Genomic DNA, 15,438 nt, shown 5'->3' with positions numbered 1-15,438 from the left:
TCCGCGCGGGCAGCTCCACAGTGCCCCGACGAGCAGGTGTCAGGCCCATGCCTCCACCGGGTCGCCGTCGGACGACGGGGCGCCCGGCTCGGGGTCGGGGCCGGGCGCGTAGGCCGGCGGGCCGCCGTGGGTCCACGGGGTGTCCTCCGGCGCGGGGAACGCCCCCGCCGGCAGGTACGCGTCCGACAGGGTGGTCAGGCACAGCCGCTCCCCCACCTCCGGCACGGTGCCCGGCGGGGCGCTCAGCCCCCGGCCCATGCCGCCGGAGAGCTCCAGCACCACCTCCGTCTTGCCGTCGCCGCCGGGGGTCACGAAGACCACCTTCGCCTTCTGGGCGGGCCGGGCCGGCGAGTACAGCGTCGCCCCGACCGGCACCGCCACCGGTTCGGCGGTGACGACCTGGATGCGGGGGCGCAGCACGGGGCGCTTGCCGGTGTCGTCCACCCGCTTCGGGTCGGCGAGCGTCACCTCCCCGACGAACGCCTCCCCGGTCAGCCGGTGCTCGGCCATCACGAGGGGGTCGTCGTAGGCGCGCTGCACCGCGTACGAGGTCAGCGCCCGCTCCAGCCGGTGCAGCCGTACCGCCGCCGCCACGGCGCCGTCCCGGCGGGGCTGCGGGCCGCCGCCTGAGTCGACGTGCTCGGCGTGGGCGGTGAACGCGTCCCGGTCGCCGGCCCAGCGCCCCTCCACGCGGGCGCCGGGCGACAGGGCGGCGAGCAGCCCGACGCCGCGCCACATCAGCTCCCAGGTGGGCGCGAGCTGGCCGCGCAGCACGCGCTCCAGCTCCGCGTACGCGGCCAGCCGCGCGGCGTCGTCCGGCGCCTCGTCGTACGCGGCGACGGCCGGGGCGAGCACCTGGTTGTCGAAGTCCGGATCGGTGGCCGGGCCGGCGGGCGGGCAGATCGAGGGATCCTCGGCCCGGGCCGCCGCCTGCGCGCCGTCGAGCCCCGGCGGCGGGTCGAGCCAGCCGAGCACCGCCGGCAGGTGCAGGTCCTCCACCGCGCTCTGCCCGGTGGCCCAGTGCAGGGTCAGCGCCTCGGTCATCGCCAGCAGCGCCGACGAGCCGGGATGCTCGGCGCGCTCGGCGAAGAACGTCAGCCAGCGCCCGAGCAACGGCACCGACGGGTGCACCGGGTACTCCCCGTCGGGGCGGCGGAACCGGGTGGAGCGGCCGAGCAGCCGCAGGAACGTCACCCCGGCCGGGTTCGGCACCAGCAGCTGCGGCGCGTCGACGTACCGGTACCGGACGTCGCGGCCCCGGTCGACGGGAACGGCCTCGGAGACGCCCCGGAAGGAGTCCAGGTACGGCAGCACGATCCCGGCCAGCTCGGCGGCGAACCCGAAGCGCTGGTCCCGGTTACGCGGCTGCGGCACGATCAGCAGCCGGGCGCCGTCCGGGGCGGTGCCGGCGAGCACGGCGAGGGGGGCGTTCGCCTCGCCGGCCATGGCCAGCGGCACCAGCACCAGCGGCCGGGGCGACAGGTGCAGGTGCCGTACGGTGGCCACCGGCTGGGCGACCCCGGCGGCGAGCGCCTGCGCCTTCGCGAGCGCGCGCAGCGTACTCATGCGGGCTGCCCGGCCAGGGCGTCGGCGCGCAGCCGGGCCGCGGCCCGCAGCAGCGCGGCGGCCTCCGCCTGCCCCGGCTCGCCGGGGTCCTCCCCGGCGGCCAGCGCCAGCGCCTCGGCCACGCTCGCCACCCCGCCCAGCGCCTCGCGGACGGGCCGGCCCAGCGCGGCGGTCTGCGCGCGCGCCTCGTGCCGGCAGAAGTACGCCAGCTCGCACGCGGCCAGGCACTCCGGGGCGTAGCGGGCCTCGACGGACTCCAGGGCGCGGCGCAGCTCGGCCGGGTCCGCGGACGGGTCGGCGGTGAAGCCGGCCGGGACGCGGGCCAGCAGGTCGTCGATCCGGGCCATCCGGTCGAGCTGCCGGCGCAGCACCAGCAGCTGCTTGCGCACGTCGACGAGGCTGGCCACCGGCTGGTTGGCGAAGTCGCGCGGGCAGACGAGCACCACGTCCGACGAGACCAGCTGCGGGTCGTGCCCCTCGGCGGCGAGCAGTTCGCGCAGCGCGAGCACGTAGACGGCGGACTGGATCGCGGCGGCGGCCACCTTCGCCGGGTCGGCCTGCCCGTCGATCACGGGGAACGACTTGACCTCCACGACGTGGTACCGGCCGGCGAGTCGGGCCGCGACCAGGTCCGGCTCCAGGTGCACCCGCTGGCCGGCGACGTCGAGGCCGAGCAGGGGGTGGTCGAACAGGGCGGCCGGCTCGCCGGTGCCCGTCGGCGCGGCGGCGACCAGCGCGGCCCGCGAGCGGGCGGACCGGTCGGCCCCGGCGCGGTCGTCGGCGCCGAGGTCGGTCCAGGTCGCCGGGCCGCCCGGGTCGACGCCCAGCCGCTCGGCCACCAGCCGCAGCAGCTCCGCCCCGCCGTCCGCCTTGACCTGCGCCTCGAACGCGTTGCCGCGGCCGATCGCGAACCGGGACTGCCCGAACCGGGCGGGGAAACCGATCCGGGCGGCCAGCTTCGGCTTGTCGACCCCGGCGCTGTCCAGCACGGCCCGCCGGGCGCAGCCGGGGTTGCCGGTGAGCGCGGCGATCGTCCGCGCGTTGTGCCGGCGCGCGGGCACGCCGCCCCGGATCTCGGCGAGTCGCTGCTCGGTGCTCGTCACGACACGCCACGATAGGCGGTCGGCGCCGGTTCGGCGCGGGCCGCGCCGGGCGTACCGGCCGGGTGTGGCCGGGGCGACGGCGCGGCAGGCAGCCGCGGCGACCCGTGTGCCGGGCCGGTCAGCGGCCGGCGGAGCGGTTCCAGGGTGAGCGGGGCAGCCCGGTGCCGGCGAGCGGACGGCGGACGCGGCGACGCTTGCGGCGGCCGGGGGTGCACGGCGTGGGCGCGGCGGAAGCTTCCGGGGCGGGCTCGGCGGTCGACTCGCGGCCGATCAACCAGCAGAGGAAGCGGGTCATCGGGGCTGCTCAGCCGATCGGGAGGCGCTCGGCCTCGGCGCGGGGAACGTCGTACTGGGCGCCGCAGAACGTGCACTGCTGGACGTACCGGGTGCGGACGGGGATCAGCGGGACGAAGAACAGCGTGAACTTCGTGGACCGGCGCGTGACCACCTGGGCGGCGTCGTTGCCACAGTTGCGGCACACCTGCCGCACCACGCCCGACCGGTCCACCCTGGTGCGCAGCCCGAAGATGAAGAACATGGGCGGCCTATACCCACCCCGTCAGCGTTTCGCACTCGCGCACGAGATGTCCGCTCCACAGCTGGTTAACCGATCGCTATACTCTCCAGATGGAGGCGAAGTGAGCAATCACGTGCGGTGGAAGGACATCCGGGCTGGTTACGTGGAGCGGGTCGGTGGCGAGGAAGCAGTCGAGGCCGGGAAGCAGGAGTTGCTGGCCCAGGTCGTCGGTCACCGCCTCGCCGAGGTGCGGCGAGCCCGAGGGTTCACGCAACAGCAGGTCGCCGACCGGATGGGCGTGACCAAGAGCCGCATTTCGCAGATCGAGCAAGGCAAGCTCTCGGGCCAGGACGTCGTGGCCCGCTATGCGGCCGCCATCGGAGGACGCCTGCACCAGGCGATCTACTTCGACGACGGCGACATCGCCGCGATCGCCTGATACGGCGACGAAAGGGGCGGCCGGCGGAGGCCGCCCCTTTCGTTCAGGCCCGGGTCAGGGCGTCCAGTCCGGGCGCAGCGGGTAGCCGCTCACCCCGCCCGGGGCGTTCCGGGTGGCCAGTACCTGGTGCAGCTGGATCTCGTTGCGCTCGAACGCCAGCCGCGACCCGGCCATGTAGAGGCCCCACACCCGGGCGGTGCCCTCGCCGACCTCGGAGACGCAGAAGTCCCAGTTCTCCACCAGGTTGCGGCACCAGCCCGCGAGGGTCAGCGCGTAGTGCTGGCGCAGGTTCTCCTCGTGGTGCACCTCCAGCCCGACGTCGTGGATCTCGCCGATCAGCCGGCCCGGGCCGGCCAGCTCGCCGTCCGGGAAGACGTACCGGTCGATGAACGCGCCGGAGCGGTGCGGGGCGCGGTTGTCCGCCCGGGTGATGCAGTGGTTGAGCAGCCGGCCCCCCGGGCGCAGCCGGTCGCGCAGCGCGCCGAAGTACGCGGGGTAGTTACGCACCCCGATGTGCTCGGTCAGCCCGATCGAGGAGACCGCGTCGAAGTGCTCCCGGGGGGCGTCCCGGTAGTCCATGTGCCGCACCTCGGCCAGCTCGCCCAGCCCCTCGCGCTCGATCGCCGCCTGCGCCCACTGCGCCTGCTCCCTCGACAGGGTCACCCCGAGCGCCTGCACGCCGTACTCGCGGGCCGCGTGCCGGACCATGCCGCCCCAGCCGCAGCCCACGTCGAGCAGCCGCATCCCCGGCTTGAGCGCCAGCTTGCCGGCGACCAGGTCGTACTTGGCCGCCTGCGCCTGCTCCAGGGTGTCGTCCGGGCTGCGGAACACCGCGCAGGTGTACGTCATGGACGGGCCGAGCACCTTCTCGTAGAAGGCGTTCGACACGTCGTAGTGGTGGGAGATCGCGCTGCTGTCCCGCGTGCGGGAGTGCCGCAGCCCGTTCATCACCCGCTTCCAGCGCGGCGCGGCCTCCTGCGGCGGGGGCGGCGGCGGCTTCAGCCGCTCCCAGCCCAGCCCGCGCACCAGGGCCAGCCCCTCGGACATCGACGGCAGGCGCAGCCTCAGCTGGTCCTGGAGCACCCGGAACGCCTCGTACGGGTCGCCGGGGTGCACCCCGTCCAGCGCCAGGTCGCCGCTGACGTACGCCCGGGCCATGCCCAGGTCGCCGGGGGCGGTCAGCAGGTACGACAGGCCCCGCTCGGTGCGGATGGACAGGGTGAACCCGGAGTCGGCCGGGCCGACGGCGCTGCCGTCGTACCCGGTGACCCGGACCGGCAGGGCCCCGGCCGTGACGGCCCGGACGACGTCGGCCACGGTCGGGCCCGGGCGCCGGCCTCCCGCCGGCGGTGGTGTGGACGGCTCGCTGGCCGCCCCCTGCTCTCGATCGGTCAGGCTCATCTTCGCGCTACCGCCTTCTCGTACAGTCCGGTGAGCCGGTGGTCCGGGTCGTAACGGTCCTTCACGGCACGCCAGGTCCCGCCGCCGTAGAGGCGGTCGAACTCCTCGCGGTCGTAGTACGCGTCCGAGTAGAGCGACTTGTGGCCGCCCGCCTCGGACACCGCACGCTCGATCGCCCGATTGACGTCGCCGTCGGCGGCGCCCTCGGCGATCGGCACGGTCCCCCAGAAGCCGATGTTGACGTACGTCTGCCCGGGCCGCATCGGATAAAGCGGCCAGGCCCGGGCCGACCCGGTACCAGCCGGCTCGCGCAGCCGCAGCGGGCACAGCCAGACCGGCGACATCCGCACCTCCCGGGCGAACCAGCGCAGGAAGTCGGCGGTGCCCTCCAGCGGGATCTCCACGTCCTGCACGACCCGCTCCCGGTCGGGCTGGCCGCGCAGCCGGTCGATGCGGGCGGACACCCGGTAGCGGTTCTCCAGTCGCACGATCCGGTGGTAGACGTCGCTGCGCCGCAACCGGGTCGGCCAGAGCCGCCGGACGACGGGGTGCTGCACCCCGAACGCCGCCGAGCACCAGAACCAGTCGGTGTCCCAGCGCCACAGGTAGTCGTACGTGGTGAGCCAGTCCCGGGTGCGCCGGCGCAGCGACCGGTAGTAGATGTCCTGGCCGGTGTAGTCGCTGGGGCGGGGCGCGTCGTCGGTGAAGCGCGCCAGCACCAGGTACGCCTCGCCGGGGCTGAACATCACGCCGTCCATCGCGTCGACCGGCTCGCCGTCCCAGGTGCCCTTGGCGACGACCTCGCCGATCGCGTCGGTCAGCTCCTCCAGCCTCGTGAAGCGGACGTTGCGCGTCGCCACGTACCGGCGCACCGGCTGCAACTCGATGCGCAGCCGGGTGGCGTACCCGAGGCTGCCCAGCGAGTTCGGGAACGCGGCGAACAGGTCGGCGTGCTCGCCATCGGGCCGACAGGTGACGATCTCGCCGGCCCCGGTGAGCACGTCCAGCTCCAGCACGGACTCGTGCGGCAGGCCGTGCCGGAACGAAGTGGACTCGATGCCCAGCCCGGTCACCGCGCCGCCGAGGGTGATGGTGCGCAGCTGCGGCACCACCAGCGGCATCAGCCCGTGCGCGAGCGTCGCGTCGACCAGGTTCTCGTACGTGCACATGCCCTGCACGTCGGCGGTGCGGGCGACCGGGTCCACCCCGATCACCCCGCCGAGGCCGCTGACGTCCAGCCCGGGGGCGCTCGGCGCCGACCTGGGGCGGAACAGGTTGGAGGTCCGTTTGGCCAGCCGGACCGTCTCGCCGGGGGGCACCGCCGCGTACGACCGCCGCAGCAGGTCCACCGCCCCGTCATGGTCAACTTGATGATCCACACGCTCCGCGCGCATGAGATCACCCTACGCCTGACGTGCTCGTTCCGCCGGTACGTCCATGGTGGCCTTTCCCACGTCACCGGGGCCGCATAGCCTGTACGCCATGCCGAGAGCCGTCTGGAACAACCTGGTGATCGCCGAGAGCGACGACACGGTGGTGGTCGAGGGCAACCACTACTTCCCGCGCGCCGCGCTGCGCGACGACGTGGTCCGCGAGTCGTCGACCCGCACGGTGTGCCCGTGGAAGGGCACGGCCTCGTACTACACGCTGCAGCACGAGGGGCGGAGCAGCGCCGACGCGGTCTGGTACTACCCGGACCCGAAGCCGGAGGCCGACATGGTCCGCGACCGGGTGGCATTCTGGAAGGACGTGTCGGTCGTCGAGTAGCCCCGCCCGCGGCGCAGCATCAGGGACAGCCCGGCGCCGGCGATCGACAGCGCCCCGGCGACGTACCAGGCGAGCGCGTAGTCGCCGAGCGAGTCACGGACGAGGCCCGCCCCGGTGGCGGCGACGGCCGCGCCGAACTGGTGGGCGGCGAACACCCAGCCGAACACCACCGCGCCGGACGCGCCGAAGTACTCCCGGCACAGCGCCACGGTCGGCGGCACGGTGGCCACCCAGTCCAGGCCGTAGAAGACGACGAAGACGAGCATGCTCGGCTCGGCGGTGGCGGCGAACAGCCCGGGCAGCACCAGCAGCGACGCGCCGCGCAGCGTGTAGTACGCGCCGAGCAGCAGCCGGCTGTCCACCCGGTCGGTGAGCCAGCCGGAGGCGACCGCGCCGGCGATGTCGAACAGCCCGACCAGGGCGAGCAGCCCGGCGGCGGTGGTCTGCGGCATGCCGTGGTCGTGCGCGGCCGGCACGAAGTGCGTGCCGACGAGCCCGTTGGTGGTCGCGCCGCAGATCGCGAAGCCGCCGGCGAGCAGCCAGAACGGCCGGGTCCGCGCGGCGGCGGCCAGCGCCCCGAGCGCACGCGCCGCGGCCCCGCCGGCCGGCGGCTCGGGTACGACCACCTCCGCCGCGCCGTACGCGGGCAGCCCCAGGTCCGCCGGGTGCTCCCGCAGCAGCCACCACACCAGCGGTACGACCGCCAGCGCGGCCCCGGCGACGACGAGTGCCGCCGCGCGCCAGCCGTGATCGCGCACCAGCACGGCGAGCAGCGGCAGGAAGACCAACTGGCCGGCGGCTCCGCCGGCGGTCAGCACCCCGGTCACCAGGCCCCGGCGCCGGACGAACCAGCGACCGGTCACCGTCGCCACGAACGCCAGCGCCATCGAGCCGGTGCCCAGCCCCACGAGCACGCCCCAGCATGCGACGAGCTGCCAGCTCGCCGTCATGAAGACGGTCAGCCCGCTGCCCAGCGCCACCAGCGCCAGCGCGCCGGCCACCACCCGCCGGATGCCGAACCGGTCCATCAGCGCGGCGGCGAACGGGGCGGTCAGCCCGTACAGCAGCAGGTTGACCGAGACGGCTGCGGAGATGGTCGCCAGCGGCCAGCGGAACTCCGCGTGCAGCGGGTGCAGCAGCACCGACGGGGTGGCGCGGAAGCCGGCGGCGCCGACCAGGGCGACGAAGGCGACGACGGCCACGGTCCAGGCCGGGTGGAAGCGGCGGTTACGAGTCACGCCCCGAGTCTCGCCTCGCGCGGCGGCGGCCGACGAGTGGCCGGAACGCCATCGTCCGCAATAATCGGGCCATGACCGACCCGCCGCACCGGATCGCCGTGCTCGCCGTCGACGGGGTGGTCGGCCTCGACCTCGGCACCCCGTCGCAGGTCTTCGGGGCCGCCCGCGCCGACGACGACACCCGCCTGTACGCGGTCGACACCTGCACCCCGGGCGGCCACCCCGTACGCAGCAGCGCCGGCTTCCGGGTGCTGCCCGACCACGGGCTCGACCTGGTCGCGGCGGCCGACACGGTGGTCGTACCCGGCGTCCACGGCAGCGCCCCCGTGGTCGACGGCACCGTCGACACGGACGTGACGGCGGCGCTGCGGGCGGCACACGCCCGGGGCGCGCGGATCATGTCGATCTGCACGGGCGCGTTCGTGCTCGCCGCCGCCGGCCTGCTCGACGGCCGACGGGCCACCACCCACTGGGCGTACGCGGACCGGTTCCGCCGGCTGCACCCGGGCGTCGACCTGGACCCGGACGTGCTGTTCATCGACGGCGGCGACGTGCTCACCTCGGCCGGCGTCGCCGCCGGAATGGACCTGTGCCTGCACGTCGTCCGCACCGACCACGGCAGCGAGGTGGCCAACCGGGCGGCCCGGCGGTGCGTGGTGCCGCCCTGGCGGGAGGGCGGGCAGGCCCAGTACATCGAGCGCCCCGTCCCGCAGGCCGCGCAAACCGGCACCGCCGCCACCCGGGAGTGGGCCCGGCAGCGCCTGCACGAGCCGGTCGCCCTGCGGGACCTGGCCGCGCACGCGCGGATGAGCGTACGGACCTTCACCCGGCACTTCCGGTCCGAAACCGGGCTCAGCCCGGCCCAGTGGCTGCTCCAGCAGCGCACCGACCACGCCCGGCTGCTGCTGGAGACCACCGACCTGTCGATCGAGCAGGTGGCCCGGCGCTCCGGCTTCGGCACGGCCGCCGCCCTGCGCCAGCGCCTGCACGAGCGTGTCGGCGTCCCCCCGTCCGCCTACCGCCGCACGTTCCGTCCCCGCGCCTGACCCGCCGCGGGTCAGCGGGTGTGCGGGTGCAGTTCCGGGCAGCGGGTCAGCGGGTGTGGGGGTGCAGTTCCGGGCGCAGGGCGCGGAGCTGGGTCAGGTGTTTGGGCAGGTGGACGCGGGTGTGCAGGTCGAGGGTGCGCCGCCACGGCAGCGGCTCGCCCACCCGCAGGTCGACGTCCTCGTGCAGGTGGGTGTCGACCGGGGTGTCCGCGGCCGGGCCCAGCCGGTCGACGAGGGCGCAGAGCCGCTGGCTGGTGGCGCGCAGCAGGGCGGCCAGCCCGTCGAGCCCGCCGTGCTCGGCGACCAGCGCGTCGAGCTGCGGCCGGTGGATGGTCTCCAGGTCGTAGTACGCGAACGGGGAACCGGCCAGCACCGCCTCGGTGGCCTCGCTCATCAGCTCGTCGTTGGCGGCCAGGTGCGCCACGATCTGCTCGGCGCTCAGCTCGCCGTCGGCCGGCGGCTCGAACCCGCCGGCCGCCACCTCGGCGAGCACCTCGTCGTACGCCCGCCGCATCCCGCTGCTGTCCACGGCTCCCAGTCAACCCCGCCGCCCACGGCGGGTCGGCGGAGCGGCGGCCCTGGTTCACCCGGACGGGTTCGCCGACGACGTCGGCGCACTCGGACGGCGGCGGGTTCAGGCGCCAGCACGACAGTACGGTGCCGGCACTGTGGAGCTGCCCCGTCGGCGCTACCGACGGTCGACGGCGCAGGCCCGGCAGCGTGACCCGACGCCGTGGGCCCGGCAGCGCAGGCCCGGCAGCGCAGGCCCGGCAGCGCAGGCCCGACGACGCAGGCCCGACGACGCAGGCCCGACGACGCAGGCCCGACGGCGTGGGCGAGCGCGGTAGCACAGGCGGGGCAGCTCCACAGGGGCGCGAAAACAGTCCTGTCCCGGGGGCGCCGGCCACCTGTCGGCCGCGGCCACCCGTCGCAGCCCGCCGAGCGACCAGCCAGCGTCCACCGCAGGCCAGCACGCCCACCGCAGGCCGGCACGCCCACCGCAGGCCAGCACGCCCACCGCAGGCCAGCGTCCGCGGCTCAGGTCGGGTCAGCGGCGGCCGTGGCGGGCGCGGAGGTAGTCGGAGACGACGTACTCGCCGAGGTCGTCGAGGTCGGGGGTGAACATGCGGCCCCGGCTGCGCCGGGCGACGGCGTCGACGAAGCGGCGCAGGCCGGGGTCATCGCCGAGCATGAACAGGTTGAGCGTGGCGCCGGCGCGGGTCAGCCGGTCCACCTCGCGGATCGTCGCGTCGACCGTCTCGCGCAGCGGCGGCCAGTGGAACAGCGCCTCGCCATCGTCCGGGTCGAGGTGGGCGGTCGGCTCCCCGTCGGTGACGACCAGGACCACCGGCTCGGCGCCGGGGTGCCGCCGCAGGTGCCGGCCGGCCAGCCGCAGCGCGTGCTGGAGGTTGGTGCCCTGCCGCAGGTCCGGCTCCACCGCGGCCAGCTCCTGCTGGGTCAGCGGCGCCGCCTCCCGGCCGAAGCCGATGATCTGCAGGGCGTCCTGCGGGAACCGGGTCGCCACCAGGTGCGACAGGGCCAGCGCCGTCTGCTTCATCGGCCCCCAACGCCCCTGCGAGATCATCGAGTACGACAGGTCGACGCAGAGCGCCACCGCCGCCGACGCGCGGCGCTCGGTCTCCACCACCTCGAAGTCCTCGACGGCCAGCTGCACCGGCACGCCCGGGCCGGCCCGGCGCACCGCCCGGGTCAGGGTGCGCACCACGTCGAGCGGCTGCTCGTCGCCGTACTCCCACGGCCGCGACGCGCCGCTGACCTCGCCGGCCGCGCCCGCCGAGCGCAGGTCGTGCTGGCCGCGCGGCCCGGCGGTCAGGTCCGCGAAGACCCGGCGCAGGGCGGTGCCCGCCAGCCGGCGCAGCGCCTTCGGGCTCAGCGTCAGCCCGTCGGCGTCCCGGGTCACCCAGCCCTGCCGGCGCAGCTCCCGCTCCAGCTCCCGCAGCCGGCGTACGTCGTCGGCGGCGTCCCGGCCCAGCGTCCGGGCCACCGCGTCGACGTCCACGTCGTCGAGGCTGGCCCCCGGATGGTCCTGGTCGAGGGAGTCCAGCAGCTCGTCCAGCTCGGCGATCTCGTCGAGCGCGCCGGTCGCCGCGCCGTAGCCGAGCGGCTGCTCGCCGCGTACCCGCTCGCCCCGGTGCCAGTTCAGGTCGGGGCGCAGCGCCCGCAGGTTCGCGTCCAGCGCGGCCAACTCCCCGGCCAGCCGCTCGCCGAGGGACTGGCGCATCAGCCCGGCCAGCTCCTCGCGCTGCCGGTCCGACAGCGACCGCATCAGCCGCTCCCCCGCGGCGGCCCGGCGGGCCAGCACGTCGACCAGCTCGTCGACCGTCTCCGGGCGCTCCGGGAAGAACTCCCCGTGCCGGCGCATGAACTCGGCGAACGCGTCGGTGGTGTCCTCCGCGCGGGCGTGCCGGGCCAGCAGGTCGTTGAGGTCGCGCATCATCTCGGCGAGCCGCCGCTGGGCGGCCGGGTCGGCGGCGGCCCGCGCCGCGTCCCGCAGCCCGGCGAACCGCTGCTCCAGCACCTCGCCGCGCAGCCCGTCGAGGATCCGCTGGTACGTCTGCCGTGCCTCGTCGCTCGCCCACCGGTACTCGGCGAGCTCCTGCACCGCCCGGGCGGTCGAGCGCGGCAGGTTGTCCAGCACCGCCTCGGCGAAGCGGGCGTCGTCGCCGTCCCGGCCGCGCAGCTCGTCCCGTTCGGCGGCGAGCGCCTGGTCGAGCAGCGCCCGGGCACGGGTCACCGCGCCGTCCAGGTCGCCCCGGCGCATCGCCTCCCGGCGCAGTCGCCGCGCCCGGGCGGCCAGGTCGGCCACGCCGCCCCGGCCCTGCGGGCCGCGGCGCAGCAGGTCGCGCAGCGCCTCGCGCAGGCTGCCGCCGGACAGCACCTCCGCGCCGACGGCGTCCACCGCGGCCCGCACGTCGTACGGCGGGGCGAGCGGGTCGGGGCCGCCGCGCCACTGCCCGTACCGGAACCGGTTGCCGGTCACGCTCAGCCCTGGCCGTAGACGGTGCGCCCGGACTCGGTGACGTCCTTGCCCAGCCGGCGGGTCAGGTGCAGCCCCTCCAGCACGAACTCGACGCCGGCCGCCGCCTCCTCCGGCGTCGGGGCGTCGCCCAGGCCGAGCCGGTCGAGCGCCTTGGCCAGCCCCGGCACGGTACCGACCTGGCCGAGCAGCTCGCCCGAGGAGACCAACTCACCGGTCTCGATCATCTTGCCGTCGTCGACCAGCGCGGTGAAGCCGGACAGGTCCAGCCCGGCGAGGCGGGCCCGGAACGTCTCTGCCGTGGCGGTACGCAGCAGGTGGGCCAGGATCTCCGTCTCCCGCCCCTCCTCGCCGCTCTCGAACTCCACCTTGCCGCGCAGCGTGGAGGTCACCGACACGGCGTCGCCGACGCGGGCGACCGGGGCCTCGGGGCGTACCCCCTCGGCGGCCGGACCGGCGGCGAGCAGGCCGGAGCGGCGCAGCGCGGCGGCGGCGACGGTCTCGGCGGCGGCGATGGCGAACCGGGCCGAGACGCCGGAGCGCGGGTCCACCGACGGCGACTCCCGCACGGCCCGGGCGAACCGGGCGAGCACCTCCAGCACGTGCTCCGGCACCTCGGCGACCAGGTCGGCCTCCTGCCGGATCAGCGCCAGCTCCAGCTCCACGTCGAGCGGGTAGTGGGTACGGATCTCCGCGCCGAACCGGTCCTTCAACGGGGTGATGATCCGGCCGCGGTTGGTGTAGTCCTCCGGGTTGGCGCTGGCCACCAAAAGCAGGTCCAGCGGCAGGCGGAGCTGGTAGCCGCGGACCTGGATGTCCCGCTCCTCCAGCACGTTGAGCAGCGCCACCTGGATCCGCTCGGCCAGGTCCGGCAGCTCGTTGACGGCGAAGATCCCCCGGTTGGTACGCGGCACGAGTCCGAAGTGGATCGTCTCCGGGTCGCCGAGGGTGCGCCCCTGGGCCACCCGGACCGGGTCCACGTCGCCGACCAGGTCGCCGACGCTGGTGTCGGGGGTGGCCAGCTTCTCGCCGTACCGCACCGAGCGGTGCAGCCAGCCGATCGGCAGGTCGTCGCCGTTCTTCTCCACCAGCGCCCGGGAGGCCGGGGTGAGCGGGCGCATCGGGTGCTCGTTGAGCACCGAGCCGGGGATGACCGGCGTCCACTCGTCGAGCAGGGCCACCAGCGAGCGGATGAGCCGCGTCTTGCCCTGGCCGCGCTCGCCGAGCAGCACCATGTCGTGGCCGGCGAGCAGCGCCCGCTCGACCTCGGGCAGCACCGTGTCGTCGTACCCGACGATGCCCGGAAAGCGCTCCTCGCCCCTACGCATCCGGGCGAGGAGGTTGTCGCGGAGTTCCTGCTTGACCGTGCGGTGGCGGTGCCCGGCGGCCCGCAGCGCCCCGAGGGTGGCGGGCAGGTCGGCGGGCGGGGCCGGGAGGACCTGGTTCGGCTCAGTCACCCGACCAACGCTAGCGCGCTCCGGCCCGCCGCCGACCCGCCTTCGCGTGCGGGCCCCGCGCCACCGGCCCCGTGTCCGGCGGTGCGGGGCCCGGCGACCGGGTCAGTCCCGGCCGCAGCGGCGGCAGGCACCGCGCCGCCGCAGGTGGTACGCCAGAGCCGCCGCGCCCAGCGCCGGCCCCCACAGCGGCCAGAGCAGCAGCGGGGCGGTGGCGGAGCTGAACCCGCCCAGCAGGTGCCCCGGGTTGCCCAGCTCGGCGACGCCCGCACCGGTCACCGTGAGCGCGACGAGGATGGCCGGGACCAGGGCGAGCCGCGGCGGCACCCGCCGGCCGGCCAGCCGGGGCATCCAGCGCGGGAAGCGTTCCCCCCAGGGCCGGGTGAGGCCGACGGTGAGCACCGCTCCGACCGTGGCGAACGCGCCCAGCCCGGCGCCCGCCCAGACCAACCCGGTCTCGTGCAGTTCGTCGAGGAAATCCGAGGAGATACCGAGCGGGATGCCGAGCACCCAGGCGAACCGGGTGGCCGCGTAGCAGAGCGGGATGGCGGCGGCGAACCAGGCCGCCCAGCGGCCCCACCGCGCGGCGGCGGCCGGGGTCGTCCAGGCCCGGTCCGTGCCGTCCCGGCCGCAGGCCACGCAGGCCCCCGCCGTACGCCGCCCCCAGGCCAGCAGCGTGACGGCGAGCAGCACCCCGCCGGCCAGGGCGGCGACCTTGGCGAGCAGGGCCCAGTCGAAGACCGTCGAGTAGTCCACGGGCGGCCAGCCGAACGGCGCGCCGAGCACCAGCATCGGCAGGTAGCCGAGGATCGGCAGCACCCGGGTGTCGGGCACGACCACGGCCAGCGCGAAGGCGACCGCCCAGCCGTAGCCGAGCAGCGCGGCGCGCAGCGGCCGGGACGGTCGGCCGGTGCCCGCCATGGCCAGCACGGCGACCGCGGCGGTCAGCAGCACGGCCGCGAAGACCGGCGGCCCGAGCCGGTCCGGCAGCAGCCGCAGCAGGCCGAGCTCCGGGTACGTGCGGTCGGCGCGGAACGGGTAGCCGGCGCCTGTGACGGTGCCGAGCAGGGCGAGCGCGCCCCAGCCGCCGAGCCAGGCGGCGGTGAGTGGTACGAGCCACGCCGGCCAGCCGCGGGTGTCGCGGGCCGGGGTGGGGGTCGCGGTGACTGTCATGTCTCCACCCTCGCCCGCGGCGCCCCGCCGCCCCCTCCCGCGCGGACGGGAATCCGCTCCCCCGCGGGAGGGAACCGGCCGGGTTCAGCCGTTCGGGACGACGAACCCCGACTCGTACGCGGCGATCACCGCCTGGGTCCGGTCCCGGACGCCGAGCTTGGCCAGCACGTTGCCGACGTGGGTCTTGACCGTCTCCACCCCGACGACCAGGTGCTCGGCGATCTCCACGTTCGACCGGCCGGTGGTCATCAGCCGCAGCACCTCGGCCTCCCGGTCGGTCAGCCGGGCCGAGCGCAGCCGGTCGCCGCCCCGCCCGCCGTACGCCCCGGCGAGCCGCCGGATCGCGGCCGGGAACAGCAGCGACTCCCCGGCGGCCACCACCCGCACCGCCTCCACCACCTCGCTCGGGCGGGCCCGCTTGAGCAGGAAACCCTGCGCTCCGGCGCGCAGCGCGTCGTAGACGTACTCGTCGTTGGCGAAGGTGGTCACGACCAGGACCTTCGGGGGCGCGGGGGAGGCGGCGAGCAGCCGTCGGGTGGCCTGGATGCCGTCGATGGCCGGCATCCGCACGTCCATCAGCACCACCGTGGGGCGCAGCCGCGCCACCAGCGGCGGCACCTCTGCCCCGTCGGCGGCCTCCCCGACCACCCGCAGGTCCGGCTGGGCGTCGATGATCGCCCGCAGCCCGACCCGGACCAGCTCGTCGTCGTCGACGAGCAGCACGTCGATGGTCACC

The 15,438-nt window shown here is 75.8% G+C and carries 15 protein-coding genes; 3 read left to right on the top strand and 12 right to left on the bottom strand.

All coding sequences use genetic code 11. The features are described 5' to 3' along the window. Positions 1-39: 39 nt before the first annotated feature. The 4 genes from ABGB16_RS15370 to ABGB16_RS15355 form a co-directional block, all read right to left on the bottom strand. Complete coding sequence (locus ABGB16_RS15370) at positions 40-1,566, bottom strand: hypothetical protein (protein WP_347668720.1); 1,527 nt, start codon at positions 1,564-1,566, stop codon at positions 40-42. Next, the gene (locus ABGB16_RS15365) at positions 1,563-2,669 is read right to left on the bottom strand and encodes a hypothetical protein (RefSeq protein ID WP_347668719.1); all 1,107 of its coding nucleotides are present in this window, start codon (positions 2,667-2,669) and stop codon (positions 1,563-1,565) included. Before ABGB16_RS15365 ends, ABGB16_RS15370 begins: the two co-directional genes overlap by 4 nt. Positions 2,670-2,787: 118 nt before the next feature. Beyond that, positions 2,788-2,964, bottom strand: a complete 177-nt coding sequence (locus tag ABGB16_RS15360; RefSeq protein WP_347668718.1) for a hypothetical protein — start codon at positions 2,962-2,964, stop codon at positions 2,788-2,790. A 9-nt stretch (positions 2,965-2,973) separates the two neighbouring features. Continuing rightward, positions 2,974-3,207, bottom strand: coding sequence for a zinc-ribbon domain-containing protein (locus tag ABGB16_RS15355; protein ID WP_347668717.1), 234 nt, complete (start codon positions 3,205-3,207; stop codon positions 2,974-2,976). Between the two features lie 100 nt (positions 3,208-3,307). Between ABGB16_RS15355 and ABGB16_RS15350 the strand changes: the two genes are divergently transcribed. Next, positions 3,308-3,625 (top strand): helix-turn-helix transcriptional regulator, encoded by a 318-nt coding sequence (locus ABGB16_RS15350; protein WP_347668716.1) that lies wholly within the window; start codon positions 3,308-3,310, stop codon positions 3,623-3,625. Between the two features lie 54 nt (positions 3,626-3,679). On the opposite strand, the gene ABGB16_RS15345 is transcribed toward ABGB16_RS15350, so the two are convergent. Beyond that, the gene (locus tag ABGB16_RS15345; protein WP_347668715.1) at positions 3,680-5,026 is read right to left on the bottom strand and encodes a class I SAM-dependent methyltransferase; all 1,347 of its coding nucleotides are present in this window, start codon (positions 5,024-5,026) and stop codon (positions 3,680-3,682) included. Further along, on the bottom strand, positions 5,023-6,420 hold the full coding sequence (locus ABGB16_RS15340; RefSeq protein ID WP_347668714.1) for an FAD-binding oxidoreductase: 1,398 nt from the start codon (positions 6,418-6,420) through the stop codon (positions 5,023-5,025). The genes ABGB16_RS15345 and ABGB16_RS15340 overlap by 4 nt, the downstream gene beginning before the upstream one ends. A gap of 88 nt (positions 6,421-6,508) precedes the next feature. Between ABGB16_RS15340 and ABGB16_RS15335 the strand changes: the two genes are divergently transcribed. Next, on the top strand, positions 6,509-6,793 hold the full coding sequence (locus ABGB16_RS15335; RefSeq protein ID WP_347668713.1) for a DUF427 domain-containing protein: 285 nt from the start codon (positions 6,509-6,511) through the stop codon (positions 6,791-6,793). On the opposite strand, the gene ABGB16_RS15330 is transcribed toward ABGB16_RS15335, so the two are convergent. Continuing rightward, the gene (locus ABGB16_RS15330; RefSeq protein WP_347668712.1) at positions 6,715-8,031 is read right to left on the bottom strand and encodes an MFS transporter; all 1,317 of its coding nucleotides are present in this window, start codon (positions 8,029-8,031) and stop codon (positions 6,715-6,717) included. The genes ABGB16_RS15335 and ABGB16_RS15330 overlap by 79 nt on opposite strands. A 71-nt stretch (positions 8,032-8,102) precedes the next feature. On the opposite strand from ABGB16_RS15330, the gene ABGB16_RS15325 reads away from it, so the two are divergent. Continuing rightward, complete coding sequence (locus tag ABGB16_RS15325; protein ID WP_347668711.1) at positions 8,103-9,077, top strand: helix-turn-helix domain-containing protein; 975 nt, start codon at positions 8,103-8,105, stop codon at positions 9,075-9,077. 46 nt (positions 9,078-9,123) lie between these two features. Here the strand turns inward: ABGB16_RS15325 and ABGB16_RS15320 are convergent, their stop codons facing one another. From ABGB16_RS15320 to ABGB16_RS15300, 5 genes are all read right to left on the bottom strand, one after another. Beyond that, positions 9,124-9,606, bottom strand: coding sequence for a hypothetical protein (locus tag ABGB16_RS15320; protein WP_347668710.1), 483 nt, complete (start codon positions 9,604-9,606; stop codon positions 9,124-9,126). A 519-nt stretch (positions 9,607-10,125) separates the two neighbouring features. Next, positions 10,126-12,078, bottom strand: a complete 1,953-nt coding sequence (locus tag ABGB16_RS15315) for a VWA domain-containing protein (RefSeq protein ID WP_347668709.1) — start codon at positions 12,076-12,078, stop codon at positions 10,126-10,128. 2 nt (positions 12,079-12,080) lie between these two features. Beyond that, complete coding sequence (locus ABGB16_RS15310; protein ID WP_347668708.1) at positions 12,081-13,532, bottom strand: sigma 54-interacting transcriptional regulator; 1,452 nt, start codon at positions 13,530-13,532, stop codon at positions 12,081-12,083. A 102-nt stretch (positions 13,533-13,634) separates the two neighbouring features. After that, the gene (locus ABGB16_RS15305; RefSeq protein WP_347668707.1) at positions 13,635-14,702 is read right to left on the bottom strand and encodes a hypothetical protein; all 1,068 of its coding nucleotides are present in this window, start codon (positions 14,700-14,702) and stop codon (positions 13,635-13,637) included. Positions 14,703-14,786: 84 nt separating this feature from the next. Further along, positions 14,787-15,437: a response regulator transcription factor gene (locus ABGB16_RS15300; protein WP_347668706.1), complete on the bottom strand. Its 651-nt coding sequence runs from the start codon at positions 15,435-15,437 to the stop codon at positions 14,787-14,789. Between the last annotated feature and the right edge of the window lies 1 nt (position 15,438).

Origin of the sequence: Micromonospora sp. B11E3, assembly GCF_039871625.1 — a bacterium.
In the GTDB taxonomy this organism is placed as follows: domain Bacteria; phylum Actinomycetota; class Actinomycetes; order Mycobacteriales; family Micromonosporaceae; genus Micromonospora.
This window is presented reverse-complemented; position numbering and strand designations above follow the sequence as displayed.